This window comes from Sulfitobacter sp. JL08, from assembly GCF_003352045.1.
GTDB lineage: Bacteria > Pseudomonadota > Alphaproteobacteria > Rhodobacterales > Rhodobacteraceae > JL08.
Genome location: NZ_CP025815.1, coordinates 274,734 through 300,299 on the forward strand (window position 1 = coordinate 274,734; position 25,566 = coordinate 300,299).

A 25,566-nucleotide genomic window follows, 5' to 3' on the forward strand; every position below is an offset into this window, starting at 1 on the left:
AGCTATTCTTCTGCTTTAAAGTCTCAGGTCGGAACCGGCTTTACCAAGAACACCCTTGATATCATAGACAATTGCGTTGGGTTTGCCCAATGCCCGAATGGCATCTGCACCCATTTCGACAAATTCGCGATGGGCCACGGCCAGAACGATCGCATCATAGTGGCCGTTTTCGGGTGCGGGAATGGTGCTGATCGCGTGTTCGGCGCGCATGGTTTCCGGTGTGACCCACGGTTCGTAAACATCGGTGGAAACAGAAAAGGAATGCAGTTCGGATACGATATCGGCCACCTTGCTGTTGCGCGTGTCGGCGCAGTTTTCCTTGAACGTGAACCCCATGATCAGAACCCGCGCCCGTGTCAGATCAACCTGCCGCGCCAGCATGGCCTTGATCAGGTCTGATGCCACATGGCGCCCCATATGATCGTTGATCCGGCGGCCCGCCAGAATAACCTCGGGGTGATAGCCCAGTTGTTCGGCCTTGTGAGTCAGGTAATAGGGATCAACCCCGATGCAGTGCCCGCCGACCAGACCGGGGCGAAACGGCAGAAAGTTCCACTTGGTTCCCGCGGCTTCCAGCACTTCCAGCGTATCAAGCTGCATCCGTGAAAAAATCAGCGAAAATTCGTTGACCAGCGCGATGTTTAGATCGCGTTGCGTGTTTTCGATAACCTTGGCCGCTTCTGCCGTCTTGATCGAACTTGCACGGTGCAGCCCTGCCTTGACCACCGGGGCATAGATCGCTTCCACACGGTCCAGCGTGTCGGCATCCTGCGCCGAGATGATTTTGACAACGCTTTCAAGGGAATGTTCCGCATCCCCGGGGTTGACCCGTTCGGGCGAATACCCAAGCTTGATCTGCGTTGTGGGGGTAAGGCCACTTACGCGCGCCAGAACCGGGCCGCAGATGTCTTCGGTGACACCCGGATAAACCGTGCTTTCGACCACCACCAACGCGCCGTCGGTCAGATGGGGCGCAACGGTTTCACACGCGCCGACCAGCGGCCCGAGATCGGGTTTCTTTGCACCGGTGATTGGTGTGGGTACGGCGATGATGAAAACGGTGCATCCCGTCAGGCTGGATGGATCATGCGAAAACCGGCACTGCGTCGCTGCAAGAGAGGCCGCGTTCACTTCGCCATTGGGGTCGGTGCCCATATGCAAAGCATCTATCAGACCCGTGTTTGTATCAAACCCGACCGTTTCAAACCCCGCACGCGACAACGCCAGCGCAAGGGGCAGACCGACATAGCCCAGCCCCAAGACGGCAATACGTTCCGGTAAGGTCGTGGCAGTCATCCGGCGTTCCTGTTCCTTCGTCGCAAGGCCGTTTTAACGCGGCGCTGCCGATATTGCCGCTTTCCTAGTGAAACATGTGCCAAATGCAAAGGGTACATCATCAAATCCGTTTCCGGGCGCTGGTGCGCAGTTCAATTCAGCGTAGCCGCCATTGCGCGCTGCAATGGCTTGGCCTAGCGTGGCCGGATCAAACCGGAAAGCCCCTTTCATGCCTGTGTTCGTCGTTCGATTTCTAAGCATCCTTGTTCTTGCGATCACGCTGGGAACGGCCAGTCTTGCCCAGAGCGTGACATCAATGGCGACCGCGGAAAGCCCTGAAACGGCGACGGATTTGCAACCGTCAGAGCAATTCAGCGAAACTTTGCGTCTGGCCGCAGAAAACGGCGTTAACGTCATCGTAGTTGATTCGACAGGCAAGGTTCTTGCGGAATCTCAAGCAGACAGTCCGGCACCGCCCCCCGAAAAGGCCGAGGCAGGCGGGTCAAGCCTGATGAAGCTTCAATCGCAAGGCGACCGGTTCCGCACCATTCTGAAGACCAAGCTGAATGCACTGCCCGTTGCCTTTAACGAGGTGATGTTCATCCTGCGCGCCAGCAGCCCCGACGGGCGCATCATGACCTTTGTCGAAGCTTTGTTGTTCAGCCTGGCACTTTTCGGACTGGGCTATCTGGTCGAGCGTGAAATCTACGGCAAGCGTTTGGTCAAAAACTTTGTTGTTGGACGCATCAAGGTGGATCCCGAAGGCTATTCCGAAAAACTGCCGTTTCTGGTGTTCCGTTTCTTCATGGGGGTGATCGGCGCGCTGGTCTCGATGGCCGTCGCTTATATTGTCGGATCGCTGATTTTCGGTCCGTTGCAAGATACGGCAATGCAATTCACCGTGACGGTCATATACACCGCCTATTTCGCGTCGCGCGTTGTGGCCGGCATCTGGCGTATGGTGTTGTCACCGTTTTTAAGCCAGTATCGCATCCCGCGGTTTTCGGATCATGACGCGAAAAGGCTGCACAGGTGGCTGTGGATTCTGGCGGTTCTTGAAATCTGGTCACTGAATTTCACCATCTGGATTCGCGAACTTGGCCTGAATTACGATGTCTATGCCGTGATGGCATCGCTTTTGTCTTTGGGTCTGGTGATGTTGAACATCACAATGGTTCTGACCAACCGGCGGGCGATCACCAATGCGATACTGAACGGCCGCGACCCGGGCGAGGTGCCCACTGCGACGCGCATCGTTGCCAGGGCCTGGGCACCGCTTTCGATCCTGTACTTTGTCTTCGCGTGGTTTGAACTGACCTATGAACTGGTGATGGAACTGTCGCAGTCCATACCACTGATTGCGGGGGCTTACGGCATCCTGATGTCGATCATCGTGGTATACGGCGTCATCAATTACCTGATCGAACGGTTTTTCCAGCGCTCGCGCGCCCTGAAAGAACTGAACGAAGAGCTTGAGAATCCGGACGAGACGCTAACCGAGGCAGAGGAAGAGGCGCTGATCGAGGCGGCCCATGCCAGTCAGGCGCGCGAAATGCACAGTTTCGAAGATCTGGCGCGGCGGGTGTCCGGTGTTCTGGCGCTGGTTGCGGGGCTGTGGGCCTTTGTTTCCGTCTGGGGCGTCGACAGCGACATGATCGGAGACTCTCTGCTGGACCGGTTTGCCGATGTGATCGTGATCCTGTTTCTGGGCTATATCGTCTATCACGCCTTTCGCATCTGGATCGACCGCAAGATCGATGAAGAAGTGGGCGATGCGCCGGAAGCCATTTTGGGCGATGAAGGCGCGCATTCCAGCGCAAGCCGTCTGGCCACCTTGCTGCCGCTGTTCCGTAATTTCATCCTGATCGTCATTCTTGTGACCATCACGCTGATCGTGCTGCTGGAACTGGGCGTAAATGTCAGCCCGCTGTTCGCCGGTGCCGGTGTTGTTGGTCTGGCTGTGGGTTTCGGATCACAGGCGCTGGTGCGCGATGTGTTTTCAGGTGCGTTTTTTCTGTTCGATGATGCGTTTCGCAAAGGCGAATACATCGATATTGGCGATGTCAAAGGCACGGTCGAAAAAATCTCGGTCCGGTCGTTCCAGTTGCGCCACCATCGCGGGCCGCTGCATACGATTCCATTCGGCGAAATCCGGTTTCTGACCAACTTTTCCCGCGACTGGGTGATAATGAAACTGCCGTTGCGCGTGACCTATGACACCGATGTGGAAAAAGTACGCAAGCTGATCAAGAAACTGGGGCAGGAATTGCTGGAAGATCCGGTCATCGGCAAGGATTTCCTGCAACCGCTGAAATCGCAGGGCGTAATCGAAATGCAGGACAGCGCGATGATCATTCGCGTCAAGTTCATGACCACGCCGGGCGAACAGTGGATGATCCGCAAGCGCGTGTTCGAGGAAATCCGCGATCTGTTCGAACGCGAGGGCATCAAGTTTGCCCATCGCGAAGTGACCGTGCGTCTTGCCGATGGCAAGGTCGATGATCTGACAGATCAGGAAAAAGAGGCGGTCACGGCAGCAGCGCAATCGGCCATCGAAGATGCCGAGGCCGCAGCCGCCCCAAATGAAGCAAAGAAACCCTAGGCCCGTTTCACCGAAGGGCGCGCCCCTTTAATATCGCATCGCTGCCAAAGCGTTGCCGGATCTGATCGGTTGCCTTTTCGGCCTTGCCGCGCCGCACGGCATCGGGATCAAGCAGATCACCGGACAGATCGGCCGCGGTTTCGGCACACAGATCAGACAACCCGCACCCAAGCAGGCGGTAAGGCCCCTGATCGCCCACCTGCTCAAACAGGCCGCGCGCAGTGCGGTAAACCGTATCGGCAAGCTGGGTTGCATCACGCAGCGCAACGCGGCGGGACAGCAGCGAATGATCGGATCGTTTCAGTTTCAGCGTTACGACACGCCCGGCCAGCGCCTTGGCCTTGGCGCGGTCTGCGACCTTTTCGGCCATGCGCCACAGATGTCCGTCCAGAATATCGGGATCGCTGGTATCATCGTGAAATGTGGTTTCATTGGAAATGGATTTCATCGGTTCGTGCGCGCTGACACGCCGTTTGTCCTGTCCGCGCGCAAGATGCCACAGCCGTTCGCCCATCGCCCCGAACCGTGCCGACAAATCCTTTCGATCCCAGCGCAACAGATCGCTGAAGGTGCGGATGCCGGCGTTTTCCAGTGCGCCCTGCGTTGCCTGCCCGACCCCCCAGATCATGCGCACCGGTTTATCCTTGAGGAAAGCGGCGGTTTCACCCTCGCCGATCACGGAAAATCCGTGTGGTTTGTCCAGATCCGAAGCGACCTTGGCCAGAAATTTGTTGTGGCTTAAGCCGATGGACCCGGTCAGGCCCAGTTCGGTGCGCATCCGGCGCACCAGTCGGGCGAGCATCACGGCCGGCGGTGCCCCATGCAGTTTCTGTGTGCCTGTCAGATCAAGAAACGCCTCGTCTAGCGACAGGGGTTCAATGGCCGGTGTCAAATCCTCCATCATGGCGCGGATCGCTCTGGATGCTTCGACATAGGCGTCCATACGGGGTTTGATCACCACCGCATCGGGGCACAGTTTCAGCGCCTGAAACATCGGCATTGCCGATTTTACACCGCGGATGCGTGCTACATAGCAGGCGGTGGATACAACGCCGCGCCGCCCGCCCCCGATGATCACCGGTTTGTCCGCCAGCGACGGATCATCGCGTTTTTCCACGCTGGCATAGAACGCATCGCAATCCATGTGTGCGATGCTGAGATCGAACAATTCCGGATGCGCAACAACACGCGGGCTGCCGCAGGACGGGCACCGGCGGGTGGCGTCAAATGGGGTCAGGCAATCGCGGCAAAGGGATGGCATATACGGATGGGACCAGACAGCAGATCTAGGGGCAATGGTCACAGTATATGGCGTGCGCAGCGCGAAACAAAACAGGGAAAATCCGGTGCCCCACATAAAGCCCCCCGCGACTTGATGCGGGGGGAGTTAACGAACCGCAGGAAGAACCGGCCCGTTGGGGAGTATCACCTAACGTCAACTGTGCGTCAGAAGCCGGATTTTCCAAAGTAGGGAATACCGTACTTTCGGCTTATCCTGCAGTCTGTGCCCGAATAAGCACACTTATAGCGAGAATCATGCCCGAATAGAGTAGGCGCTGGACTTTTTGGGCGGCAATGTGACCGCGTTCAGGGCAATTCGGTCAAAATGGCCCGTGCGGCCTGCTGCGGGTCTGCCGCTTGCCAGATGGGACGGCCCACAACGATATGATCTGCCCCGTCGGTAATGGCGGCTGCGGGCGTGGCCACCCGTTTCTGATCCCCCAGCGCGGCCCCTGCCGGACGTACCCCCGGTGTCACGATCAGGCGGTCGGTCGCTTCGGGCAGGGCGCGGATCATGGCGGCCTCTTGCGGAGATGCGATAACGCCGTCAGCGCCGGCAAGAAATGCCCGCGCCGCACGTTCTGCAACGATTTCGGGAATGTCGCCGGCGCGGATCAACCCGTCATCCAGATCGGATCTGTCCAGCGATGTAAGAATGGTGACGCCCAGGATTTTCATGGCACTTCCGCTCGCGCCTTCCTTGGCGGCGCGCACCACGTGCGGATCGCCATGCACTGTCAGAAAATCAAGATCGAACTGCGCTAGTCCGCGCACTGCCGCTTCGACAGTTGCACCGATGTCGAACAGTTTCATGTCCAGAAAAATGCGCTTGCCGTGATCCTGCTTTAGCTCGTTCGCCAGCGCCAGCCCGCCACCTGTCAGCATTCCCAGACCGATTTTGTAGAATGAAACGGCGGCCCCCAGCTTTTCAGCCAGATCAAGGCCGTGCACGGCCGAGGGTACATCAAGCGCGACAATCAGGCGGTCATCAGACATTGGCAAACCTTTGGTTGGGATGTTTGCGACTGCCTAATCTGTTCGGTGCGCCCTGTCTATCGGGCGCATGCTCCTTTTATACCCCGGGTGTCAGGCGATGCGACGGCGCAAAAAGCCCGAATGGCTCCACCGGCGCAAGATCCGGACCGGATTGAACTCTGGCTCCGGGCGCGGGGCGGGGTGCAGCGGCGCCATGCGGGCCCGCAACCCGGATGGTGTTTTCTGTTGCCTGCGCGCCTGCGCGATTAACCGGTGCGTCGCGTCCTTGAACGACATGGTAATCGGTGCAGGTACGGTGCAGGCGTGTTTCACGGTTGTGTTGTTTTCATACAAAGTGACCGTCGCTTCGAAACTTTGGTTCGCTGCATTATAAATCACGTCGGAAACGCGCGCTTGGGGAAATGGGAAACGAAAATGTTTCATCTGCTCATCCTATTAAAAGACGTTTGTATGGCCTCAACGCGCTAGATAGGAATCGGGTTCATATGTTTTTATGGGGAACACGCTGATGTGACGCCCCGTAACATATGATCGGCATGGTTTCGCCGATGCTGAAATCAGATCAGTTTGCGTGCCACATCGGGCAGGGCGCCGGGTGCGAATGTCAGGGTCTTTTTGTCGCGCGGGCTTGCGTTCAGGCGGTGTAACTGGCGGATGGCATCACTGATCAGCGCAGAAGCGACCGCATGTTTCGATTGCTCGGGCGCCAGAAAGGCGGCGCAGTCCAGCGTGATGTCCGTGTCGGGACCGACCAGATGGATTTTCGCGATATGGCAGTTGGATGCCGTGTGATAGGCAATGTCAGCCAGATTAATGTGATCAACACGCATGGGTACTCTCTCACTCGTTTACGATGTGAAAGCTATTGCGCGCCAGAATGGCAAAAAAGGGGCATAGGCCAAAGTTTTTCCCCGCACGGGCCTGTTTCGGGTGGCACCCTCTTGAAGCGAAAGGGCTGCTTTCACATATTGAGGTCGAGGCCCGAGCCAAGCGTGCTGCATGTCAGGCGTGAGATAAAACGGGTGCTTTGAAAAGGAGACAGACCATGGACTTGAGCAAGTTCACGGAGCGGTCGCGCGGGTTCGTGCAAGCCGCCCAAACCATCGCAACACGCGAAAACCACCAGCGTTTGACGCCGGAACACATCCTGATAGCTTTGATGGACGACGATCAGGGGCTTGCCAGCAACCTGATCAAACGTGCCGGTGGCGCACCGGAACAGGTCGTTCAGGCACTGGATCTGGCGTTGTCCAAAATCCCGCAAGTGACAGGTGATGCCGGTCAGGTCTATCTGGACGGGCCGACAGCAAAAGTGCTGACCGAAGCAGAAGCGCTGGCCAAAAAGGCAGGCGATAGTTTTGTGCCGGTCGAACGCATTCTGATGGCGCTGTGCATGGTCAAATCCAAAGCCAAGGATGCGCTGGATGCCGGTAACGTGACGGCGCAGGGGCTGAATGCGGCGATCAATGACATTCGCAAGGGGCGCACCGCAGACACGGCCAGCGCCGAAGAAGGGTATGATGCGCTGAAAAAATACGCGCGTGATCTGACCGAAGCGGCAGAGCAGGGCAAGATTGACCCGATCATCGGGCGCGACGAGGAAATTCGCCGTGCGATGCAGGTGCTGTCACGCCGCACCAAGAACAACCCTGTGCTGATCGGGGAACCGGGCGTGGGCAAGACCGCCATCGCCGAAGGAATGGCGCTGCGCATCATCAACGGTGACGTGCCCGAAAGCCTGCGAAACAAGAAATTGCTTGCGCTGGATATGGGCGCGCTGATCGCCGGTGCGAAATATCGCGGTGAATTCGAAGAACGCCTGAAGGCGGTATTGAACGAAGTGACCGCCGCTGCCGGTGAAATCATCCTGTTCATTGATGAGATGCATACCCTGGTCGGGGCTGGCAAGGGCGATGGCGCGATGGACGCTGCCAACCTGATCAAACCGGCGCTGGCGCGGGGTGAATTGCACTGTATCGGTGCGACCACGCTGGACGAATACCGCAAATACGTCGAAAAAGATGCCGCTCTGGCGCGCCGTTTCCAGCCTTTGGTGATCGCGGAACCCACTGTCGAAGACACCGTCAGCATTCTGCGCGGGATCAAGGAAAAATATGAGCTGCACCATGGTGTGCGGATTTCCGACAGCGCGCTGGTCGCGGCGGCAACGCTAAGCCACCGTTACATCACGGACCGGTTCCTGCCCGACAAGGCGATTGATCTGGTCGACGAGGCCGCGAGCCGGCTGCGCATGGAAGTGGACAGCAAACCCGAAGAACTGGATGCGCTGGACCGTGAAATCCTGCAAAAGCAGATCGAAGCGGAAGCCCTGCGGCTGGAAGATGATGCCGCCTCCAAGGATCGGCTGGAAACGCTGACCAAGGATCTGGCCGAATTGCAAGAACGTTCCAGCGAGATGACTGCACAGTGGCAAAGCGAACGCGACAAGCTGGCCAGTGCCCGCGATCTGAAAGAACAGCTGGATCATGCCCGCGCCGAGCTGGATATCGCCAAGCGCGAAGGCAATCTGTCCAAGGCGGGTGAATTGTCTTATGGCGTCATTCCCGAGCTTGAAAGAAAGCTGAACGCGGCGGAAGGCAGCGAAAGCGAGGTCATGGTGGCCGAGGCCGTACGCCCCGAACAGATCGCTAGCGTGGTTGAACGCTGGACCGGTATTCCGACATCCAAGATGCTGGAAGGCGACCGCGAAAAATTGCTGCGCATGGAAGAGCAATTGCATGCGCGCGTGATCGGACAAAACAGTGCCGTGCAGGCCGTTGCAAACGCGGTGCGCCGCGCGCGGGCGGGTCTGAACGACGAAGGCCGCCCCCTTGGCAGCTTCCTGTTTCTGGGGCCGACCGGTGTTGGTAAAACCGAACTGACCAAGGCCGTGGCAGAATTCCTGTTTGACGATGAACACGCAATGGTGCGCATCGACATGTCGGAATTCATGGAAAAGCATGCTGTATCACGTCTGATCGGGGCACCCCCCGGATATGTCGGATACGACGAAGGCGGTGTGCTGACAGAAGCGGTGCGGCGCAGACCCTATCAGGTGGTTCTGTTTGACGAGGTCGAAAAGGCGCACCCGGATGTGTTCAACGTGCTGTTGCAGGTGCTGGACGATGGTGTTCTGACAGATGGTCAGGGCCGGACGGTTGATTTCAAGCAGACGCTGATCATCTTGACATCCAACCTTGGCGCGCAGGCACTAAGCCGGCTGCCCGATGGCGCGGATGCTTCCGATGCCAAACGTGATGTTATGGATGCCGTGCGGGCGCATTTCCGCCCCGAATTCCTGAACCGTCTGGATGAAACGATCATTTTTGATCGTCTGAACCGCGAAGACATGGACTCGATCGTGACCATTCAGTTGGCGCGACTGGCCAAACGTCTTGTCGGCCGCAAGATCACGCTTGATCTGGACGATGCTGCGTTGAAATGGCTGGCCGACGAAGGCTATGACCCTGTGTTTGGCGCACGGCCGTTGAAACGGGTGATCCAGACTGCGTTGCAGAACCCGTTGGCAGAAATGCTGTTGGCAGGGGATGTGATGGATGGCGATACCGTCAAGGTATCTGCCGGGGTTGACGGCTTGCTGATCGGGGATCGGGTATCCCGTTCCAACCGAACACCGCCCGAGGACGCCGTCGTGCATTGACGCGCGGCGTTGAAAAGACCACGAAAGGCCGGACTGAAATGTCCGGCCTTTTTTCGTAATCGGGTTGCGCAGGAAAAAGCCCGCACATGACTGCACGGGCTTTCGTGGCTGTATGGGCAGAAGTGCCGCGCGATTATTCGGCAGGGATCAGAACGGTGTCGATCACGTGGATGACGCCGTTGGATGTTTCGATGTCTGCGGCTGTGACTGTTGCAGTGTTCACCATCACGCCGTTGTCCAGATCAATCGTTATCTCTCCGCCCTGAACGGTGGCGGCTGTCATGCCGTCGCTAAGGTCGGTCGACATCACTTTGCCGGCGACCACGTGATACGTCAGAATGGCGGTCAGCTGATCTTTGTTTTCCGGCTTCAACAGCGTTTCAACGGTGCCTTCGGGCAGGGCCGCGAACGCCTCATCTGTCGGGGCAAATACGGTGAACGGGCCATCGCCTTTCAATGTATCGACTAGGCCGGCAGCCTGAACTGCAGCCACCAGAGTGTTGAACGATCCGGCCTCGACGGCGGTGTCGACGATATCTTTGGAATGGCCACCGGCAAAGGCGGCGCCCGCGATGAAGGTTGCTGCGGTTGCGAAGGCAAAAGTTGTAGAGCGAAGCATGTCGATCTCCCTTATGAGAATGTCGAAAATACCTTGTTGGTATCGGGGAAGTTACGACGCGAACGCAGGGTCGGATCAGCGGGGATTCCCGCCGATTGCGGCTTTCTTCGGCTTGACGGAAAAGGCGCGTGCGCTAAGCCGCGACAGTTTCTGCGGACCAGTCAAATAAACGTGATGAAAGGGCGCGTTACTCTACGCCGATTGCGGCCTTTGTAATGTCATCCAGCAGGGTCTGAACCTCTTGCATCGGGCCTTCTGGAAAGGTGCGATAACCGATCATGGTCTGATCCGGTGCATCCGGGCTTTGGGCAACAAAGATCGTATAGGGGCAGTACATCAGGTTCATCGGGTCCGCTTCCATCACCTTGCGCGACAGGAATGCGGAACAGAAACTGTACACATCCGCCGCCAGAAACACCGTCACATCTGATCCCACATCCGGGCCGGTGCGTTCCAGCATGTCACCGACATGATTGACACCTTCGATCACCAGCCCCTGATCCAGAATGGCGTTTTCAAGACCAAAGATCACATCGTCAAAGCTTTCGTCGGTCGTGTAGGTCACGACATCGCCAGCCAGAGAGGCGGTGGCTGTCAGGCACAGGGCGGTCACGGTCAAAAAATGTCTCATGCTGATCCTTCCATTGCGCAGCGGGGCGGCTTGCGACACTGTTCCGGCCATCAGGGGGCCGGGCGTTACACCCGGTCCGGAAACCTGAATCACCGTGCCGTGGCACAAGTATCGGAGAACACATATGGGTTTTGCAATGACTGCTTTGGAATTCATGGTCTTTGCCTTTGTCGGGCTGGTCGGAATTGCGGTTCTTGCCGTGCTTGTGTTCTTTGTGGTGGACCGGATGCAGACCAGCGATGCCATCCGCCGGAATTATCCGGTGATCGGACGATTCCGGCATTTGTTTTCCGCGCTGGGTGAGTTTTTCAGGCAGTATTTTTTCGCAATGGATCGCGAGGAATTGCCGTTCAACCGCGCGCAGCGGGAATGGATCAAGCGGGCCGGAGAAGGCGAGGCCAATACTGTCGCCTTCGGGTCTACCCGCAACACATCCGTTGTGGGCACGCCGATATTCGTCAATGCCGCCTTTCCGCCGCTGGACAACCAGTTTGCCAGCACCGAACCGATGATCATCGGGCCGGGGGCGCGTATCCCCTATGTCGCGCAATCCTTTTTCAACATATCGGGGATGAGCTTTGGCGCGATTTCCAAACCCGCGGTGCAGGCGCTCAGCCGCGGCGCCAAAGAGGCGGGCATCTGGCTGAACACGGGCGAAGGCGGGCTTAGCCCGTTTCACGTCGAAGGCGGGTGCGATGTGGTGTTCCAGATCGGCACGGCCAAATACGGCGTACGCACAGAAGACGGCCACATGAACGATGAGAAGCTGCGCAAGGTTGCAGAACACGAAACTGTCCGCATGTTCGAAATCAAGCTGGCGCAGGGGGCCAAGCCGGGCAAAGGCGGCATATTGCCGGGTGCAAAAGTGTCAGCGGAAATTGCCGCCATTCGCGGCATCCGCGAAGGACAGGACAGCATTTCACCGAACCGGCACATAGAAGTAGACGATTTTGGCGATCTGCTGGACATGATCCATCATATCCGCGGAGTCACGGGAAAACCTGTCGGCATCAAAACGGTTGTCGGTGCGCAGGAACCGTTGCGCGAATTCTTTGATCTGATCGTGCAGCGTGGCGCAGAATGCGCACCGGATTTCATCACCATTGACGGCGGCGAAGGCGGTACCGGGGCCGCACCGATGCCACTGATTGATCTGGTGGGAATGTCGGTACGCGAGGCGCTGCCGATGGTTGCCAACCTGCGCGACGAACATGGGCTGAAGGATCGCATCAGGCTGGTGGCGTCGGGCAAGCTGGTCAATCCGGGCGATGTGGCGTGGGCGTTGGCGGCGGGGGCCGATTTTGTCACGTCAGCGCGCGGCTTCATGTTTTCGCTGGGCTGTATTCAGGCGCTGAAGTGCAACAAGAATACCTGCCCGACCGGCATAACCACCCACAACCCCAGATTTCAGAATGGTCTTGTGGTGGAAGACAAATATGTGCGCGTGGCGCGCTTTGCGAAAGAGATCATTCACGAGGTTGAAACGATCGCCCATTCTGTCGGCGTCGCCGAACCCCGCCTGATGCGCCGCCGCCATGTGCGGATCATGCAGGCGGACGGGCGATCCATTCCGATGAACGAGATTCTGCCAAGTTACAGTCCGGTCGCCAAGATGTGAGTCAAAGTGGTTTGGCGTATGGCTCGCTGCCCCCTAGATAGAGTGGAAAGCCGAAAACAGGAGATGTGAATGGCGAACCGTTGGAAAAGCGACCTGACTGAAAAAGATGTCACGCCGGAATCAGTATATCTGAACCGGCGTCAGTTGATGACAGGTGTGGCCGCTGGCATCGGGTTGGCCGGGATCGGGCAACAGGCCCGTTCTGCAACTGGCGATCTGACCCCGAACACCTGGGAAGAGATCACCAGCTATAACAACTTCTATGAATTCGGCGCGGACAAGGGCGATCCCGCGCGCCATGCCGGCCAGATGACGATCGATCCCTGGTCGGTCGAGATCAACGGTATGGTCGACAAGCCCGGGAGCTATGCGTTCGAGGACATCATGAAAGCGATGACCATAGAAGAACGTATCTACCGGCTGCGCTGTGTTGAACGCTGGTCTTTGATCGTGCCTTGGAACGGTTTTGAACTGGCCGATCTGCTGAACATGGTCGGGGTGCAATCCGGCGCGAAATACGTGGCCTTTCAAACATTGAACCGCCCCGAGGAAATGCCGGGCATGCGCTATCCGATTATCGACTGGCCCTATGTCGAAGGTCTGCGCCTGGACGAAGCGATGCATCCGCTGACGATCATGGCAACCGGTCTTTACGGCAAGGACATCCCCAAGCAGAACGGCGCGCCGTTGCGATTGGTTGTGCCGTGGAAATACGGATACAAATCGATCAAGTCGGTCGTGCGGATTACCCTGACCGACAAGGAACCACCAACCGCCTGGAACAAATACAGTGCGTCTGAATACGGGTTTTATAGTAATGTGAACCCGAACGTGGATCATCCTCGCTGGTCGCAGGCATGGGAACAGCCCATCGGCGGCGGCCTGTTTGCCAAAAAGGTGCCGACGCTGATGTTCAACGGGTACGAGGAAGAGGTTGCTTCGATGTATGCCGGTATGGATCTGGCCAAGTACCACTAAATGAGCGTGGACAGGGCAAATGACCTGATCCGGCGCGTTCCGGTTTGGCTTGTATATATAGTGTGTGCCTTGCCCGCGCCTTACCTGCTGTATCTGGGACTGACCGGCGGTCTGGGCGTTGAACCCATCAAGGCCTTGGAACACGAACTGGGCGCACTTGGGCTGAAGTTTCTGGTGGCCGGTCTGGCGATCAGCCCGTTGCGCCGATACACCGGTTTGAACCTGATCCGGTACCGGCGTGCCATCGGGTTGGTGACGTTCTATTATATATGTCTGCATTTGCTGGTGTGGCTGGTGCTGGATGTCCAGATCCCGAGCGAGGTTTGGGCCGACATTGTAAAGCGCCCCTATGTGACAATCGGCATGGCCGCATTTCTGCTGATGGTGCCGCTTGCGATCACGTCCAACAACTGGTCCGTGCGCAAACTGGGCCGGACGTGGCGCACGCTGCACAAGGCGATCTATGGAATCGCGATTCTGGGATGCGTCCATTTCATCTGGCTGTCCAAGGGATTTCAGATTGAACCGCTGGTCTATCTGGGGCTTGTTCTGGCTTTGCTGGCACTCCGGCTGCCCAAAAGGCGCAAATCACAAGCAGCCTGAAACCGCTTTGCCTGCGGATCGGGCAGAATAAGAACGCTGGGGACGCTGTGCCTGCACTGAACCACGCGGGAAACTGCACCATCCAGCGCTGCCGACTCGGGAAATATCACCAGACTGCATATGAATCGTGACGAGTCGGCGGGTGACTCGGCCTTGTTACGGGGACGAGTCGCGCCCAAATCGCCCTAACTTGGGGGTATGTCTGTGGATAACCCAATATGTAGTTGTTTGATTCCGTCGCCAGCGGGCCCTGCCGCATAACAATCGATCCAATAGGCGGGAATTTTCGCAATTTTTGTAACTCAATGTATTGAATTAAATGGATAAAGTGAAAAAATGAAAAAAAGATGACATTTCTTAAAAAAAGCGCTTGCGGCTTTCTGCGACTAAGCCTAGAACCCACTTCACCGGCGGCGCAGAGATGCACCAACGGGGCGCCAGACGGGCCAGACACACTGGACGGCAACGAGGCGGAAGAATAAAATCAGAGGTAAACGAGGCGGGGCGCGCCATAAAAGATAGGGCGCATCTCAGTCATTTTTGTCTCTACGCTTTTTGAAATTGATAGTTTCTGAAGAGATATGTGGGCGGTTTGGTTCATTCGATGGATCAACCTCTACATATCGCGCTAGTAGACCTTCGGGTCGATGATCTAGTGTCAGCTTCACTGTTTGGACGGTTTCTTGTTTTCTTATGAAAACCTGAAGCACAACAAACAGAGACTGAATTTGTTTGAACAACAAATTCGATGTGCAGAGGTTCGAACGTCAAGGATAAGCTAGCAATAGCTTTTCAACTTGAGAGTTTGATCCTGGCTCAGAACGAACGCTGGCGGCAGGCCTAACACATGCAAGTCGAGCGCACCCTTCGGGGCGAGCGGCGGACGGGTTAGTAACGCGTGGGAATATACCCTTCACTACGGAATAGCCTCGGGAAACTGAGAGTAATACCGTATACGCCCTTCGGGGGAAAGATTTATCGGTGATGGATTAGCCCGCGTCTGATTAGATAGTTGGTGGGGTAATGGCCTACCAAGTCTACGATCAGTAGCTGGTTTTAGAGGATGATCAGCAACACTGGGACTGAGACACGGCCCAGACTCCTACGGGAGGCAGCAGTGGGGAATCTTAGACAATGGGCGAAAGCCTGATCTAGCCATGCCGCGTGTGTGATGAAGGCCTTAGGGTCGTAAAGCACTTTCGCCAGGGATGATAATGACAGTACCTGGTAAAGAAACCCCGGCTAACTCCGTGCCAGCAGCCGCGGTAATACGGAGGGGGTTAGCGTTGTTCGGAATTACTGGGCGTAAAGCGCACGTAGGCGGATCAGAAAGTTGGGGGTGAAATCCCAGGGCTCAACCCTGGAACTGCCCTCAAAACTCCTGGTCTTGAGTTCGAGAGAGGTGAGTGGAATTCCAAGTGTAGAGGTGAAATTCGTAGATATTTGGAGGAACACCAGTGGCGAAGGCGGCTCACTGACTCGATACTGACGCTGAGGTGCGAAAGTGTGGGGAGCAAACAGGATTAGATACCCTGGTAGTCCACACCGTAAACGATGAATGCCAGACGTCGGGCAGTATACTGTTCGGTGTCACACCTAACGGATTAAGCATTCCGCCTGGGGAGTACGGTCGCAAGATTAAAACTCAAAGGAATTGACGGGGGCCCGCACAAGCGGTGGAGCATGTGGTTTAATTCGAAGCAACGCGCAGAACCTTACCAACCCTTGACATCCTAGGACAACTCCAGAGATGGAGCCTTCCTTCGGGACCTAGTGACAGGTGCTGCATGGCTGTCGTCAGCTCGTGTCGTGAGATGTTCGGTTAAGTCCGGCAACGAGCGCAACCCACATCTTTAGTTGCCAGCAGGTTAAGCTGGGCACTCTAAAGAAACTGCCCGTGATAAGCGGGAGGAAGGTGTGGATGACGTCAAGTCCTCATGGCCCTTACGGGTTGGGCTACACACGTGCTACAATGGTGGTGACAATGGGTTAATCCCAAAAAACCATCTCAGTTCGGATTGGGGTCTGCAACTCGACCCCATGAAGTCGGAATCGCTAGTAATCGCGTAACAGCATGACGCGGTGAATACGTTCCCGGGCCTTGTACACACCGCCCGTCACACCATGGGAGTTGGGTTTACCCGAAGGCCGTGCGCCAACCTTTCGAGGGGGCAGCGGACCACGGTGAGCTCAGCGACTGGGGTGAAGTCGTAACAAGGTAGCCGTAGGGGAACCTGCGGCTGGATCACCTCCTTTCTAAGGATGTTTCTAGTCAGATTAGCTTGCTAATCTCGTGAAACACTTAGCAACGATCGGCAAACAAAGCCGATCAACATCGGACCGGACCGTCCTCATATCTCTTCAGACAGTAATCACAGACCTACCGGTCTGTCTTGGGTCGGTAGCTCAGGTGGTTAGAGCGCACGCCTGATAAGCGTGAGGTCGGAGGTTCAAGTCCTCCTCGACCCACCAAAATTTTGGGGCCTTAGCTCAGCTGGGAGAGCGCCTGATTTGCATTCAGGAGGTCAGCGGTTCGATCCCGCTAGGCTCCACCAACACCGCACACGATTTGACCGTTAAGCACTGCTTCAAGTGTTTAACCGTCCAATCGGACGAATTGACATCGTAAAGAGAGATACAAAATCAACAATGTTTGGTTTTCCCGAGTAAGGGAAAAACCTCAACTTTGTGCTGATGCCTTCGGGCTGACGCGAGCGTTTGACGTGGCTGTTTCCTCGGCCGCCCATGCGTATGCATCGTTGAAAAGAACATGTTGTCCAAGTCAAGTACACTAACCCGAACGATCCGCACGGATCGTTCAATTGTCCGCTTCACCGACATGAAGCGGGCGGGAAAGTATGCTTTTGGTTCAGAATAAAGATGACAGTTTCTTACCAGCTTCTGTTGTCGCGATTGACGCAAGTCTTTCTTTTTCTGGATCAAATCAAGCGCGAAAAGGGCGTTTGGTGAATGCCTTGGCAGTAAGAGGCGATGAAAGACGTGATACTCTGCGATAAGCCATGGGGAGCTGAGAATAGGCTTTGATCCATGGATTTCTGAATGGGGCAACCCACCTGATACTTTGTTATTACTGCTCTTAGGAGCAGCTAATAATGAGGTAAACCAGGTATTTATAGACTGAATACATAGGTTTATAAAAGCAAACCCGGGGAACTGAAACATCTAAGTACCCGGAGGAAAGGAAATCAATTGATACTCCCCTAGTAGCGGCGAGCGAACGGGGACCAGCCGAGCCGTAATTGTGATTAGAACGTGTTGGAAAGCACGGCCATAGCGGGTGACAGCCCCGTATAAGAAGCATGATCGGACGTATTAAGTAGGGCGGAACACGTGAAATTCTGTCTGAAGATCGGAGGACCACCTTCGAAGGCTAAGTACTCCTTACTGACCGATAGTGAACCAGTACCGTGAGGGAAAGGTGAAAAGCACCCCGACGAGGGGAGTGAAACAGTACCTGAAACCGAACGCCTACAATCAGTCGGAGCTTGACTGGACTCTAATAACAATCTGCTTCATCACAGTGAAAAAACAAATCACTGAGGGATTAGCATGTCGGATTTAGCATTTATAACGGACGGAACGTTTGCCGTATTAACATTGGTCGCAGGACTGATTGATATGAGCGTTAACCACTGTCCGTATAACGGTTGCCTCGCTCAAAACGAGGTGCAGTCATATGCTAGTCTTTCAGCCGGCCAGACCGTCTTTCAAGACGATCATGTTGGCGAAGAGATTTATTTTCGACGGGATACAAGCGTTGCAAGCGGCCCGTTTCAGTGGATTTATGGCTTCTCTGCCACCACTGACGGAGAGCTTTGGGGCGGTGTAGGCCAAGCCTACACTCTCTCGGACAGCCGCAGCGGAATGTTTGTACAGCTTCACACAATGGCAGGGCTTTATGCACCTGGCAGTGGCGTGGATCTGGGTGGCCCGATCGAATTCAGATCCGGACTTGAAGTCGGATATCAGACACCCAAAGGCATACGCCTTGGACTGTCTGTCGATCACAGATCGAATGCCGGCCTCTACAGCAGCAACCCCGGTTTGGAAACGGTTCAATTCCGCGTTTCCATCCCGACAAATTGATTGTTATCAGTGTCCAGTCTTGTGACGGCGTACCTTTTGTATAATGGGTCATCGACTTGGTCTCACGTGCAAGCTTAAGCCGTTAGGTGTAGGCGCAGCGAAAGCGAGTCTTAATAGGGCGTCGAGTTCGTGGGATCAGACCCGAAACCGAGTGATCTAGGCATGGCCAGGCTGAAGGTAAGGTAACACTTACTGGAGGGCCGAACCCACATCCGTTGAAAAGGATCGGGATGAGCTGTGCCTAGGGGTGAAAGGCCAATCAAACTCGGAGATAGCTGGTTCTCTGCGAAATCTATTTAGGTAGAGCGTCATCCGAATACCCTCGGGGGTAGAGCACTGGATGGGTAATGGGGCCCCACAGGCTTACTGATCCTAACCAAACTCCGAATACCGAGGAGTACTAGATGGCAGACACACGGCGAATGCTAACGTCCGTCGTGAAGAGGGAAACAACCCTGACCTCCAGCTAAGGCCCCTAATTCATGGCTAAGTGGGAAAGCAGGTGGGACGACCAAAACAACCAGGAAGTTGGCTTAGAAGCAGCCATCTTTTAAAGATAGCGTAACAGCTCACTGGTCTAATTAAGTTGTCCTGCGGCGAAGATGTAACGGGGCTCAAGCCATGAGCCGAAGCTGAGGATGCCGTAAGGCATGGTAGCAGAGCGTAGTGTGACATAACTCCTAGTCTCTTTAGCCACTTAGGTGGTTCCGGAGACAAGGAGTTTTCTGTGAAGCCGGCGCGTGAGCGATCCGGTGGAGAGATCACTAGTGAGAATGATGACATGAGTAGCGACAAAGAGTGTGAGAGACACTCTCGCCGAAAGTCCAAGGGTTCCTGCTTAAAGCTAATCTGAGCAGGGTAAGCCGACCCCTAAGGCGAGGCCGAAAGGCGTAGTCGATGGGAACCAGGTTAATATTCCTGGGCCAGGAGGATGTGACGGATCGTGAAGGTTGTTCACCCTTATTGGATTGGGTGGGCCGCTGATCGGTTCCAGGAAATAGCCCTCCATTAGATCGTACCCTAAACCGACACAGGTGGACTGGTAGAGAATACCAAGGCGCTTGAGAGAACTATGTTGAAGGAACTCGGCAAAATACCTCCGTAAGTTCGCGAGAAGGAGGCCCGGTTCCTAGGCAACTAGGGGCTGGGGGCACAAACCAGGGGGTGGCGACTGTTTATTAAAAACACAGGGCTCTGCGAAGTCGCAAGACGACGTATAGGGTCTGACGCCTGCCCGGTGCCTGAAGGTTAAAAGGAGAGGTGAGAGCCTTGAATTGAAGCCCAGGTAAACGGCGGCCGTAACTATAACGGTCCTAAGGTAGCGAAATTCCTTGTCGGGTAAGTTCCGACCTGCACGAATGGCGTAACGACTTCCCCGCTGTCTCCAACATAGACTCAGCGAAATTGAATTACCTGTCAAGATGCAGGTTTCCCGCGGTTAGACGGAAAGACCCCGTGCACCTTTACTACAGCTTCGCACTGGCATCAGGCACGATATGTGCAGGATAGGTGGTAGGCTTTGAAGCAGGAACGCTAGTTTCTGTGGAGCCTTCCTTGAGATACCACCCTTATCTTGCTTGATGTCTAACCGCGGTCCGTTATCCGGATCCGGGACCCTGCGTGGCGGGTAGTTTGACTGGGGCGGTCGCCTCCTAAAGCGTAACGGAGGCGCGCGAAGGTTGGCTCAGAGCGGTCGGAAATCGCTCGTTGAGTGCAATGGCAGAAGCCAGCCTGACTGCGAGACTGACAAGTCGAGCAGAGTCGAAAGACGGCCATAGTGATCCGGTGGTCCCGAGTGGAAGGGCCATCGCTCAACGGATAAAAGGTACGCCGGGGATAACAGGCTGATACTGCCCAAGAGTCCATATCGACGGCAGTGTTTGGCACCTCGATGTCGGCTCATCTCATCCTGGGGCTGGAGCAGGTCCCAAGGGTACGGCTGTTCGCCGTTTAAAGAGGTACGTGAGCTGGGTTTAGAACGTCGTGAGACAGTTCGGTCCCTATCTTCCGTGGGTGTAGGATACTTGAGAGGAGTTGCCCCTAGTACGAGAGGACCGGGGTGAACGATCCACTGGTGGACCAGTTGTTATGCCAATAGCAGTGCTGGGTAGCTACGATCGGAAAGGATAACCGCTGAAGGCATCTAAGCGGGAAGCCCCCCTCAAAACAAGGTATCCCTGAGAGCCGAGGTAGACCACCTCGTCGATAGGCCAGAGATGTAAGTGCAGTAATGCATTCAGTTGACTGGTACTAATTGCTCGATAGGCTTGATTTGATCCAGTAAAAGTCAGACTTTTACAGACAATCAAAAGCATACACATACAATCAGCGTATTTGACTTGGAATTTTCAGAGGTTTTTTCTCGGTTTGGTGGTCATAGCACAAGTGAAACACCCGATCCCATCCCGAACTCGGCAGTTAAGCACTGTTGCGCCAATGGTACTGCGTCTTAAGGCGTGGGAGAGTAGGTCACCGCCAAACCTAGTAAAGACCTTTGGAACATGTTGACCGGCAGATGTCGATTAACGTGACGTATCTCTCTTTCGATGCTCCCTAACCACCTGTTTTGATTAGGGAAGCGCTTTGGCGCGGGATGGAGCAGCCCGGTAGCTCGTCAGGCTCATAACCTGAAGGTCGTAGGTTCAAATCCTACTCCCGCAACCAACAAGAACGTACCGCCGCCCTCCGGGGCGGCGTTCGTTTTTGTACCAAGCGCCAAGATCCCCGCCAAAGTTCCAACCAGCGTCACTTCGGTCTCACCCCGCTTGGTGCCAGCGCGCACTTCGATGCGGTCAACCAGGCTGCGGATGGCTGTCATGGCATCGTCACGCGTTGCCTCATCAGAGAGAAGGCCCGCGAGTTCGCCGACTTTCTTTCGGTAGAGATCTGCATAGTTCGGATGAAACCTTACCACAGGCGAGACCGGGTTGCGGGCGATTTGCGCCTGCAGGGTGGATTTGCGGTCTTCCAGGGTGGTCAGCCGTTCACGTACCGAGACAGGCGCTCCATCTCCCGACATTATGAAATCGACGCAGCGGGTGATCCCACGTTCGACCTCTGCCAAGTCCTTTTGCAAGGCAGCTTGATCGGAGGTACTGCGCTTGCTCAACCTTGCGAGTTCGGCCTTCAGTTCGGAGGTAAACTCGTCAACGAGAGTGTCATTGCCAACAAGGATATCGCGCAACCCGTCCAGCACGCGGTTCTCGACCTCTGCGGCGGCGATGCCAAAGGCCGCCTCGCAGGTGCCTTTCTCGCGGCGTGCGGCGCAATAGTATCGATCCTTGCGGGCAATCGTCATGTTGCCACCACAGCAGCCGCATTTAACGAGCCCCGTGAGCAGGCGCTTCTTGGTCTGGCGCTTATTGCCAGCATGACTGGCATAGCGAGACTTGAGCGCTTGCGCCTTTTGCCAGGTCTCATCGTCAATAATCCGTAGGTCAGGCACTTCTGTGGTAATCCAGTCTTCAGGGGGATTCAGCCGCGACTGCCGTTTGCCAGTGTCCGGATCCTTCACAAAGCGCTGTCTGTTCCATACGAGGCGCCCAACATACATCTCGTTGTTCAGAATGCCATTGCGCCGCTGACGGCTGCCGTGAATCGTTGAAGCATTCCACTCACCTCCGCGCGGGCTGGGAATGTGGTCGCCGTTCAGGCCTGCTGCAATTTTACGGGCAGACCGCCCGGCGATATATTCTGCAAAGATACGCTGCACGACGTTGGCTTCTGCGGGCTCGATGACCCGCTCGCCTGTGGCAGCCGTGCCATCAGCCAGCATCCGACGGACCACACTGTAGCCGTAGGAGTTGCCGCCGCCCGAGAGGCCTTGTTCAACGCGACCGCGCAGGCCGCGCCTTGTCTTCTGCGCCAAATCCTTGAGAAACAGCGCATTCATCGTGCCCTTCAGGCCGATGTGCAACTCGCTGACATCACCTTCGGCCAGGGTAGTGAGCTTGATGTCGGCATATTGCAGGCGTTTGTAAATACCGGCGATATCTTCCTGATCCCGGCTTACGCGGTCGAGGGATTCGGCAACGACCGTATCGAACAAACCCAGACCTGCATCCGCGATAAGCGCCTGAAGGCCGGGACGTGTCTTGATCGAACCGCCGCTAATGGCCGCGTCCGTGTAGACCTGAACCGTCGTTCCGCCCGCCGCCATGACATTTTCTTCACAGGTGCGGATCTGGTCCTCGATCGATGCAGGGTTCTGCATGTCCGTCGAATACCGTGCATAAATAGCGGCTTTCATCAGCGTTTCCTCCGCTTTGCGTTGACGCCAGCGGGCTGGAGTTGCGCCCTGAGCTCTTTCACAGACTGCCCCAACGTTCTGCACGCATGCAAGTGTTGGGCTTGCATGTAGTGTTTCTCTGTTGTCCTGGGATCTGTGTGCCCAAGAATTGGGGCGGCAATACCGATGTGCTTGGGATCCTCGATGGCAACGCTGGTCACAGCACAATCCCGAAACAGATGTGGGTTGATCGCGCGACCAAAGGCGCGCTCTGTCGCTTTACAGATCCCGGCATATATCGTGTTTCCGGTCATTGGCTTCCCATACTGTGTGATCCACAGGCGATCGTTTTCATTACCGTTGAGTAATGTATGCCGAACTTGCTCGATATAGTGTTCGATGTACGTGGTGAGCCCTACCGGCACCGGGATTTCAACGGGCTTGCGGGCCTTCATCTCTGACGCCACAAAACGCAACTCGTAGCGCCCCTTGAGCTTTATCAGATGTTGATCGATCTTAATCATCGTGAGATTTCCCAGCCGCATGGTGGGGCAGGCAATCAACAGCCCCACAAGCAGCGCATCCCGAAACTTGGTCTCGGCGTGCCGTGCCGGTGGCGCTTTGAGGATCCGGTCAAGTTCTCCATAGGCCCAACCCGAGATCTCTGCTGCGGGCCGCAACCGCGAATGCTTGTCCTTCGAATCTCTCCCCTGTGCCTCAAGACGCCGCACTGCCCGATTGAGCCAGGACCAGTCTGCTGCCGGTGACATCGCTTTGCAAACGGCGAGGAGTTCGGCCAACCGCCCCCAGACGGTCCAGCTTGCCACCTCTCCAGAGAGTTGGCTGATGTAGGCAGACACGGCCTCTAGTGTGACGCGGTCTTCAGGCGCATGATTGACCTCGTACTGACCGCTTGTGATCAGGAAGGTCAGCCACCTTCCGTATCCCTTGCGGTACTTTTCCCGTGTATCGTCACACCAGTGCTGTCCAAGACCGGCTGTGCCCTCCAGAATATCTCCGGGCTCAAAAAGCTTTTCCCAGGCGCTCTGGTCGGCTTCTGGCCATTCATGAACCTTCAGGCAGCGACGCAGGGGATCTTCATGTGGCAATAGCTGGGTCATCCTGCCCTCCGTGCGGCCGTAAGGGAGTTCTGGTAATGCTCCAACGCTGAGCGACGCTCGAACTGCGCATAGGCCTTCATCGCGGTCCTGAGAGAGTTGTTCAGCACATGGCTCAGCGTGGTGACATCGCCCGGTTGCACCAGGCTGTGGATCTTGCCCGCGATACTGCGGAACAAGTGCGCATTGATAGTCAGACCTGTGTGTTCAAGGATGGTTGTCTTGATCAAGTTTGAAACGCCATTTGGCCGTTTGGAGCCGCCATTCATGGCGGGAAACAGAAAGTCTGAACGCTCCACCAATAATACCGGGCGTGCCTTCTCCAGATAATAGTTCAGCAAGACCGTGGCGTCCTTGCCGAGTTCATAATCCAGCGCCACGTTATTCTTCACCTCATGCGACGGTATATGAATGTGGGTCCGATGCTCGCGTTTGATCCTGATCGGTTTGAGGTGCCGCTCGAGGTTCAGTGAAGCGAGATTACCAACCCGCATCGGGGCATTTAGCAGGATCTCGATGGCCAGTGCGGCCTGCACAAGAAGAGCGGCCTTGCGGGGCTTGGTTGCGAAAAGACGCTCTGCCTTTGTGACCAAGACTGTTGGTAAATGCAGCAGCCTGGCGAGGTTGTCGCTGTCTTCGAGCTGAAGCAGGCGCTGACGGTTCTTCTCGCGCAAGCCGTCAGCATCACGGCCGAGGCGTTTGACAATCCCCCGAATGTCATCGAGGTGAACTGCATCGACGCCGACATGATGCTTCGCGATGGCCTGCAGGCAGACAGCCACGCCTTTGATGGCTTCTGTAGGCTTGTCATCAAAGCGTCCCATCATCCACCGAAGGGCGGCCTTGAGATTGTCCATGTCGACGAGCAAGGCGAGGCTTGTGATCTCAGCCATTGGTTTGCCGGAGTGCACCAACGCAGAGGCCACCTCCTGGATCTGAAACCGACGGTGCGCGATGGTGGTCGGGCGCAACGCCTGACTGGGACCCGAGGCATCGAAAAGATCAGGATTGCCCAGCCGTTTGAGCCATGCGTCGACATCAGACTGGAACGCGTTCGGAAATGTCTCGATGGGAAAGGTCCAGGGCTCTTTCTTGCGGGGCAGGGGTGAGAGCGAAACATCCGGCCAATCGCAGATCTGATCCTTCAACCTGTTCCATGTCTTGATGGCATTGGCGACGACATGCTCTGGCCGGTTGACGAAGCTTTCAGCGATCAGGGTCTCCAGCAACGCGTGAGGATGTTGGTCCCTGATCTGGTGGGGTTCCACCGACAGCGCTGAGCAGAATTGCGCAAGCTGGGTCAGTTTCCAGAGGTCATGCTTGTTCTCAATCTTACCCAGCAGGTCTGACCAGCCCGGGCTGACAGGTGCCAGCCAGTCGGCGCGCTTGCGAGAGCAGCCCGTCAGTTCCAGCGCCTTCAAGGCATCGCTCTTGATATTTGCCAAGCGCTTTTTGGTGATGTCGTGTCGCGCTGGGACAATCTTGCGCACACGGATGTAAAGCCAATTGATATTTGCCGGAATCTCGGCGGGAGGCCGTCCGAGCATGCGCGCCAGCGATCTGAGCGCCGACTTCAAATCCCGGCGCCGTGTCAGAGACAGATCTTCCATGTTGGAAAGCTGTGCAATAACACTGTCGAGCATGGGCGCCTTGACCGAAACAAAGGGGCTGACAGCCGTCTCTTGAGGGGTCTCTTTAGTCATCGGGCGGCACTCCTCATGTATAGGGATGACCTCGGGTGGTCACGGGTGGACAACGCGTCCCAGTCGGGAAAGCGTAGCATAATAATCCGGTTCGGATTGTGCAGGCACGCTGTCCCGACACCTCCATAAGCCTCTGAAAACAATAG

General features: G+C 56.1%; 15 protein-coding genes, 3 tRNA genes and 3 rRNA genes. 11 read left to right on the plus strand and 10 right to left on the minus strand.

Features of this window, described 5'->3' with window-relative positions:
• Positions 1-15 precede the first annotated feature (15 nt).
• On the minus strand, positions 16-1,296 hold the full coding sequence (locus C1J05_RS01380; protein WP_114868694.1) for a nucleotide sugar dehydrogenase: 1,281 nt from the start codon (positions 1,294-1,296) through the stop codon (positions 16-18).
• A gap of 208 nt (positions 1,297-1,504) precedes the next feature.
• Between C1J05_RS01380 and C1J05_RS01385 the strand changes: the two genes are divergently transcribed.
• The gene (locus tag C1J05_RS01385) at positions 1,505-3,877 is read left to right on the plus strand and encodes a mechanosensitive ion channel family protein (protein WP_114868695.1); all 2,373 of its coding nucleotides are present in this window, start codon (positions 1,505-1,507) and stop codon (positions 3,875-3,877) included.
• Between the two features lie 7 nt (positions 3,878-3,884).
• On the opposite strand, the gene C1J05_RS01390 is transcribed toward C1J05_RS01385, so the two are convergent.
• The 4 genes from C1J05_RS01390 to C1J05_RS01405 form a co-directional block, all read right to left on the minus strand.
• Complete coding sequence (locus C1J05_RS01390; RefSeq protein ID WP_114872044.1) at positions 3,885-5,138, minus strand: DNA polymerase IV; 1,254 nt, start codon at positions 5,136-5,138, stop codon at positions 3,885-3,887.
• A 326-nt stretch (positions 5,139-5,464) separates the two neighbouring features.
• Positions 5,465-6,154 (minus strand): orotidine-5'-phosphate decarboxylase, encoded by a 690-nt coding sequence (gene pyrF, locus C1J05_RS01395; protein WP_114868696.1) that lies wholly within the window; start codon positions 6,152-6,154, stop codon positions 5,465-5,467.
• Between the two features lie 90 nt (positions 6,155-6,244).
• Positions 6,245-6,577 carry an orotidine 5-phosphate decarboxylase gene (locus C1J05_RS01400; protein ID WP_114868697.1) on the minus strand — a complete coding sequence of 111 codons (333 nt, stop codon included), beginning with the start codon at positions 6,575-6,577 and terminating at the stop codon, positions 6,245-6,247.
• A gap of 134 nt (positions 6,578-6,711) precedes the next feature.
• Positions 6,712-6,984, minus strand: coding sequence for a hypothetical protein (locus C1J05_RS01405; RefSeq protein WP_114868698.1), 273 nt, complete (start codon positions 6,982-6,984; stop codon positions 6,712-6,714).
• A gap of 215 nt (positions 6,985-7,199) precedes the next feature.
• Between C1J05_RS01405 and clpB the strand changes: the two genes are divergently transcribed.
• Positions 7,200-9,815: an ATP-dependent chaperone ClpB gene (gene clpB / locus C1J05_RS01410; protein ID WP_114868699.1), complete on the plus strand. Its 2,616-nt coding sequence runs from the start codon at positions 7,200-7,202 to the stop codon at positions 9,813-9,815.
• A gap of 133 nt (positions 9,816-9,948) precedes the next feature.
• Here clpB and C1J05_RS01415 read toward each other — a convergent pair whose 3' ends face one another.
• Positions 9,949-10,434, minus strand: coding sequence for a fasciclin domain-containing protein (locus tag C1J05_RS01415; RefSeq protein ID WP_114868700.1), 486 nt, complete (start codon positions 10,432-10,434; stop codon positions 9,949-9,951).
• A 187-nt stretch (positions 10,435-10,621) separates the two neighbouring features.
• Complete coding sequence (locus tag C1J05_RS01420) at positions 10,622-11,065, minus strand: DUF302 domain-containing protein (RefSeq protein ID WP_114872045.1); 444 nt, start codon at positions 11,063-11,065, stop codon at positions 10,622-10,624.
• A 124-nt stretch (positions 11,066-11,189) separates the two neighbouring features.
• Between C1J05_RS01420 and C1J05_RS01425 the strand changes: the two genes are divergently transcribed.
• From C1J05_RS01425 to C1J05_RS01470, 9 genes are all read left to right on the plus strand, one after another.
• Positions 11,190-12,683 (plus strand): FMN-binding glutamate synthase family protein, encoded by a 1,494-nt coding sequence (locus C1J05_RS01425; RefSeq protein WP_114868701.1) that lies wholly within the window; start codon positions 11,190-11,192, stop codon positions 12,681-12,683.
• A gap of 69 nt (positions 12,684-12,752) precedes the next feature.
• On the plus strand, positions 12,753-13,661 hold the full coding sequence (gene msrP, locus C1J05_RS01430) for a protein-methionine-sulfoxide reductase catalytic subunit MsrP (RefSeq protein ID WP_114868702.1): 909 nt from the start codon (positions 12,753-12,755) through the stop codon (positions 13,659-13,661).
• Positions 13,662-14,264: a protein-methionine-sulfoxide reductase heme-binding subunit MsrQ gene (gene msrQ, locus C1J05_RS01435; protein WP_114868703.1), complete on the plus strand. Its 603-nt coding sequence runs from the start codon at positions 13,662-13,664 to the stop codon at positions 14,262-14,264.
• 793 nt (positions 14,265-15,057) lie between these two features.
• A 16S ribosomal RNA gene (locus C1J05_RS01445) occupies positions 15,058-16,520 on the plus strand.
• Positions 16,521-16,659: 139 nt separating this feature from the next.
• Positions 16,660-16,736 (plus strand) — tRNA-Ile (locus C1J05_RS01450).
• A 7-nt stretch (positions 16,737-16,743) separates the two neighbouring features.
• A tRNA-Ala gene (locus C1J05_RS01455) sits at positions 16,744-16,819 on the plus strand.
• 387 nt (positions 16,820-17,206) lie between these two features.
• Positions 17,207-20,646 (plus strand): 23S ribosomal RNA (locus C1J05_RS01460).
• Positions 20,647-20,737: 91 nt separating this feature from the next.
• Positions 20,738-20,852: ribosomal RNA gene (gene rrf, locus C1J05_RS01465) — 5S ribosomal RNA — on the plus strand.
• Together the 16S, 23S and 5S rRNA genes with 3 tRNA genes alongside form the textbook arrangement of a ribosomal RNA operon.
• A gap of 106 nt (positions 20,853-20,958) precedes the next feature.
• Positions 20,959-21,035, plus strand: a tRNA-Met gene (locus C1J05_RS01470).
• Here C1J05_RS01470 and C1J05_RS01475 read toward each other — a convergent pair.
• The 3 genes from C1J05_RS01475 to C1J05_RS01485 are packed head-to-tail and all read right to left on the minus strand — an operon-like array spanning position 20,992 to position 25,420.
• Positions 20,992-22,620 carry a recombinase family protein gene (locus C1J05_RS01475; protein WP_114872046.1) on the minus strand — a complete coding sequence of 543 codons (1,629 nt, stop codon included), beginning with the start codon at positions 22,618-22,620 and terminating at the stop codon, positions 20,992-20,994. The genes C1J05_RS01470 and C1J05_RS01475 overlap by 44 nt on opposite strands.
• Positions 22,620-23,720 (minus strand): site-specific integrase, encoded by a 1,101-nt coding sequence (locus C1J05_RS01480; RefSeq protein ID WP_114868705.1) that lies wholly within the window; start codon positions 23,718-23,720, stop codon positions 22,620-22,622. Before C1J05_RS01480 ends, C1J05_RS01475 begins: the two co-directional genes overlap by 1 nt.
• Positions 23,717-25,420 carry a hypothetical protein gene (locus tag C1J05_RS01485; RefSeq protein WP_162797875.1) on the minus strand — a complete coding sequence of 568 codons (1,704 nt, stop codon included), beginning with the start codon at positions 25,418-25,420 and terminating at the stop codon, positions 23,717-23,719. The genes C1J05_RS01480 and C1J05_RS01485 overlap by 4 nt, the downstream gene beginning before the upstream one ends.
• Between the last annotated feature and the right edge of the window lie 146 nt (positions 25,421-25,566).

Excerpts from the sequence above, each read along its gene's own strand:
- pyrF (WP_114868696.1), bottom strand. The coding sequence starts at position 6,154 with ATGTCTGATGACCGCCTGATTGTCGCGCTTGATGTACCCTCGGCCGTG.
- C1J05_RS01380 (WP_114868694.1), bottom strand. The coding sequence starts at position 1,296 with ATGACTGCCACGACCTTACCGGAACGTATTGCCGTCTTGGGGCTGGGC.
- C1J05_RS01415 (WP_114868700.1), bottom strand. The coding sequence starts at position 10,434 with ATGCTTCGCTCTACAACTTTTGCCTTCGCAACCGCAGCAACCTTCATC.
- C1J05_RS01400 (WP_114868697.1), bottom strand. The coding sequence starts at position 6,577 with ATGAAACATTTTCGTTTCCCATTTCCCCAAGCGCGCGTTTCCGACGTG.
- C1J05_RS01475 (WP_114872046.1), bottom strand. The coding sequence starts at position 22,620 with ATGAAAGCCGCTATTTATGCACGGTATTCGACGGACATGCAGAACCCT.
- C1J05_RS01480 (WP_114868705.1), bottom strand. The coding sequence starts at position 23,720 with ATGACCCAGCTATTGCCACATGAAGATCCCCTGCGTCGCTGCCTGAAG.
- C1J05_RS01405 (WP_114868698.1), bottom strand. The coding sequence starts at position 6,984 with ATGCGTGTTGATCACATTAATCTGGCTGACATTGCCTATCACACGGCA.
- clpB (WP_114868699.1), top strand. The coding sequence starts at position 7,200 with ATGGACTTGAGCAAGTTCACGGAGCGGTCGCGCGGGTTCGTGCAAGCC.
- C1J05_RS01420 (WP_114872045.1), bottom strand. The coding sequence starts at position 11,065 with ATGAGACATTTTTTGACCGTGACCGCCCTGTGCCTGACAGCCACCGCC.
- C1J05_RS01485 (WP_162797875.1), bottom strand. The coding sequence starts at position 25,420 with ATGACTAAAGAGACCCCTCAAGAGACGGCTGTCAGCCCCTTTGTTTCG.
- msrQ (WP_114868703.1), top strand. The coding sequence starts at position 13,662 with ATGAGCGTGGACAGGGCAAATGACCTGATCCGGCGCGTTCCGGTTTGG.
- msrP (WP_114868702.1), top strand. The coding sequence starts at position 12,753 with ATGGCGAACCGTTGGAAAAGCGACCTGACTGAAAAAGATGTCACGCCG.
- C1J05_RS01390 (WP_114872044.1), bottom strand. The coding sequence starts at position 5,138 with ATGCCATCCCTTTGCCGCGATTGCCTGACCCCATTTGACGCCACCCGC.
- C1J05_RS01385 (WP_114868695.1), top strand. The coding sequence starts at position 1,505 with ATGCCTGTGTTCGTCGTTCGATTTCTAAGCATCCTTGTTCTTGCGATC.
- C1J05_RS01425 (WP_114868701.1), top strand. The coding sequence starts at position 11,190 with ATGGGTTTTGCAATGACTGCTTTGGAATTCATGGTCTTTGCCTTTGTC.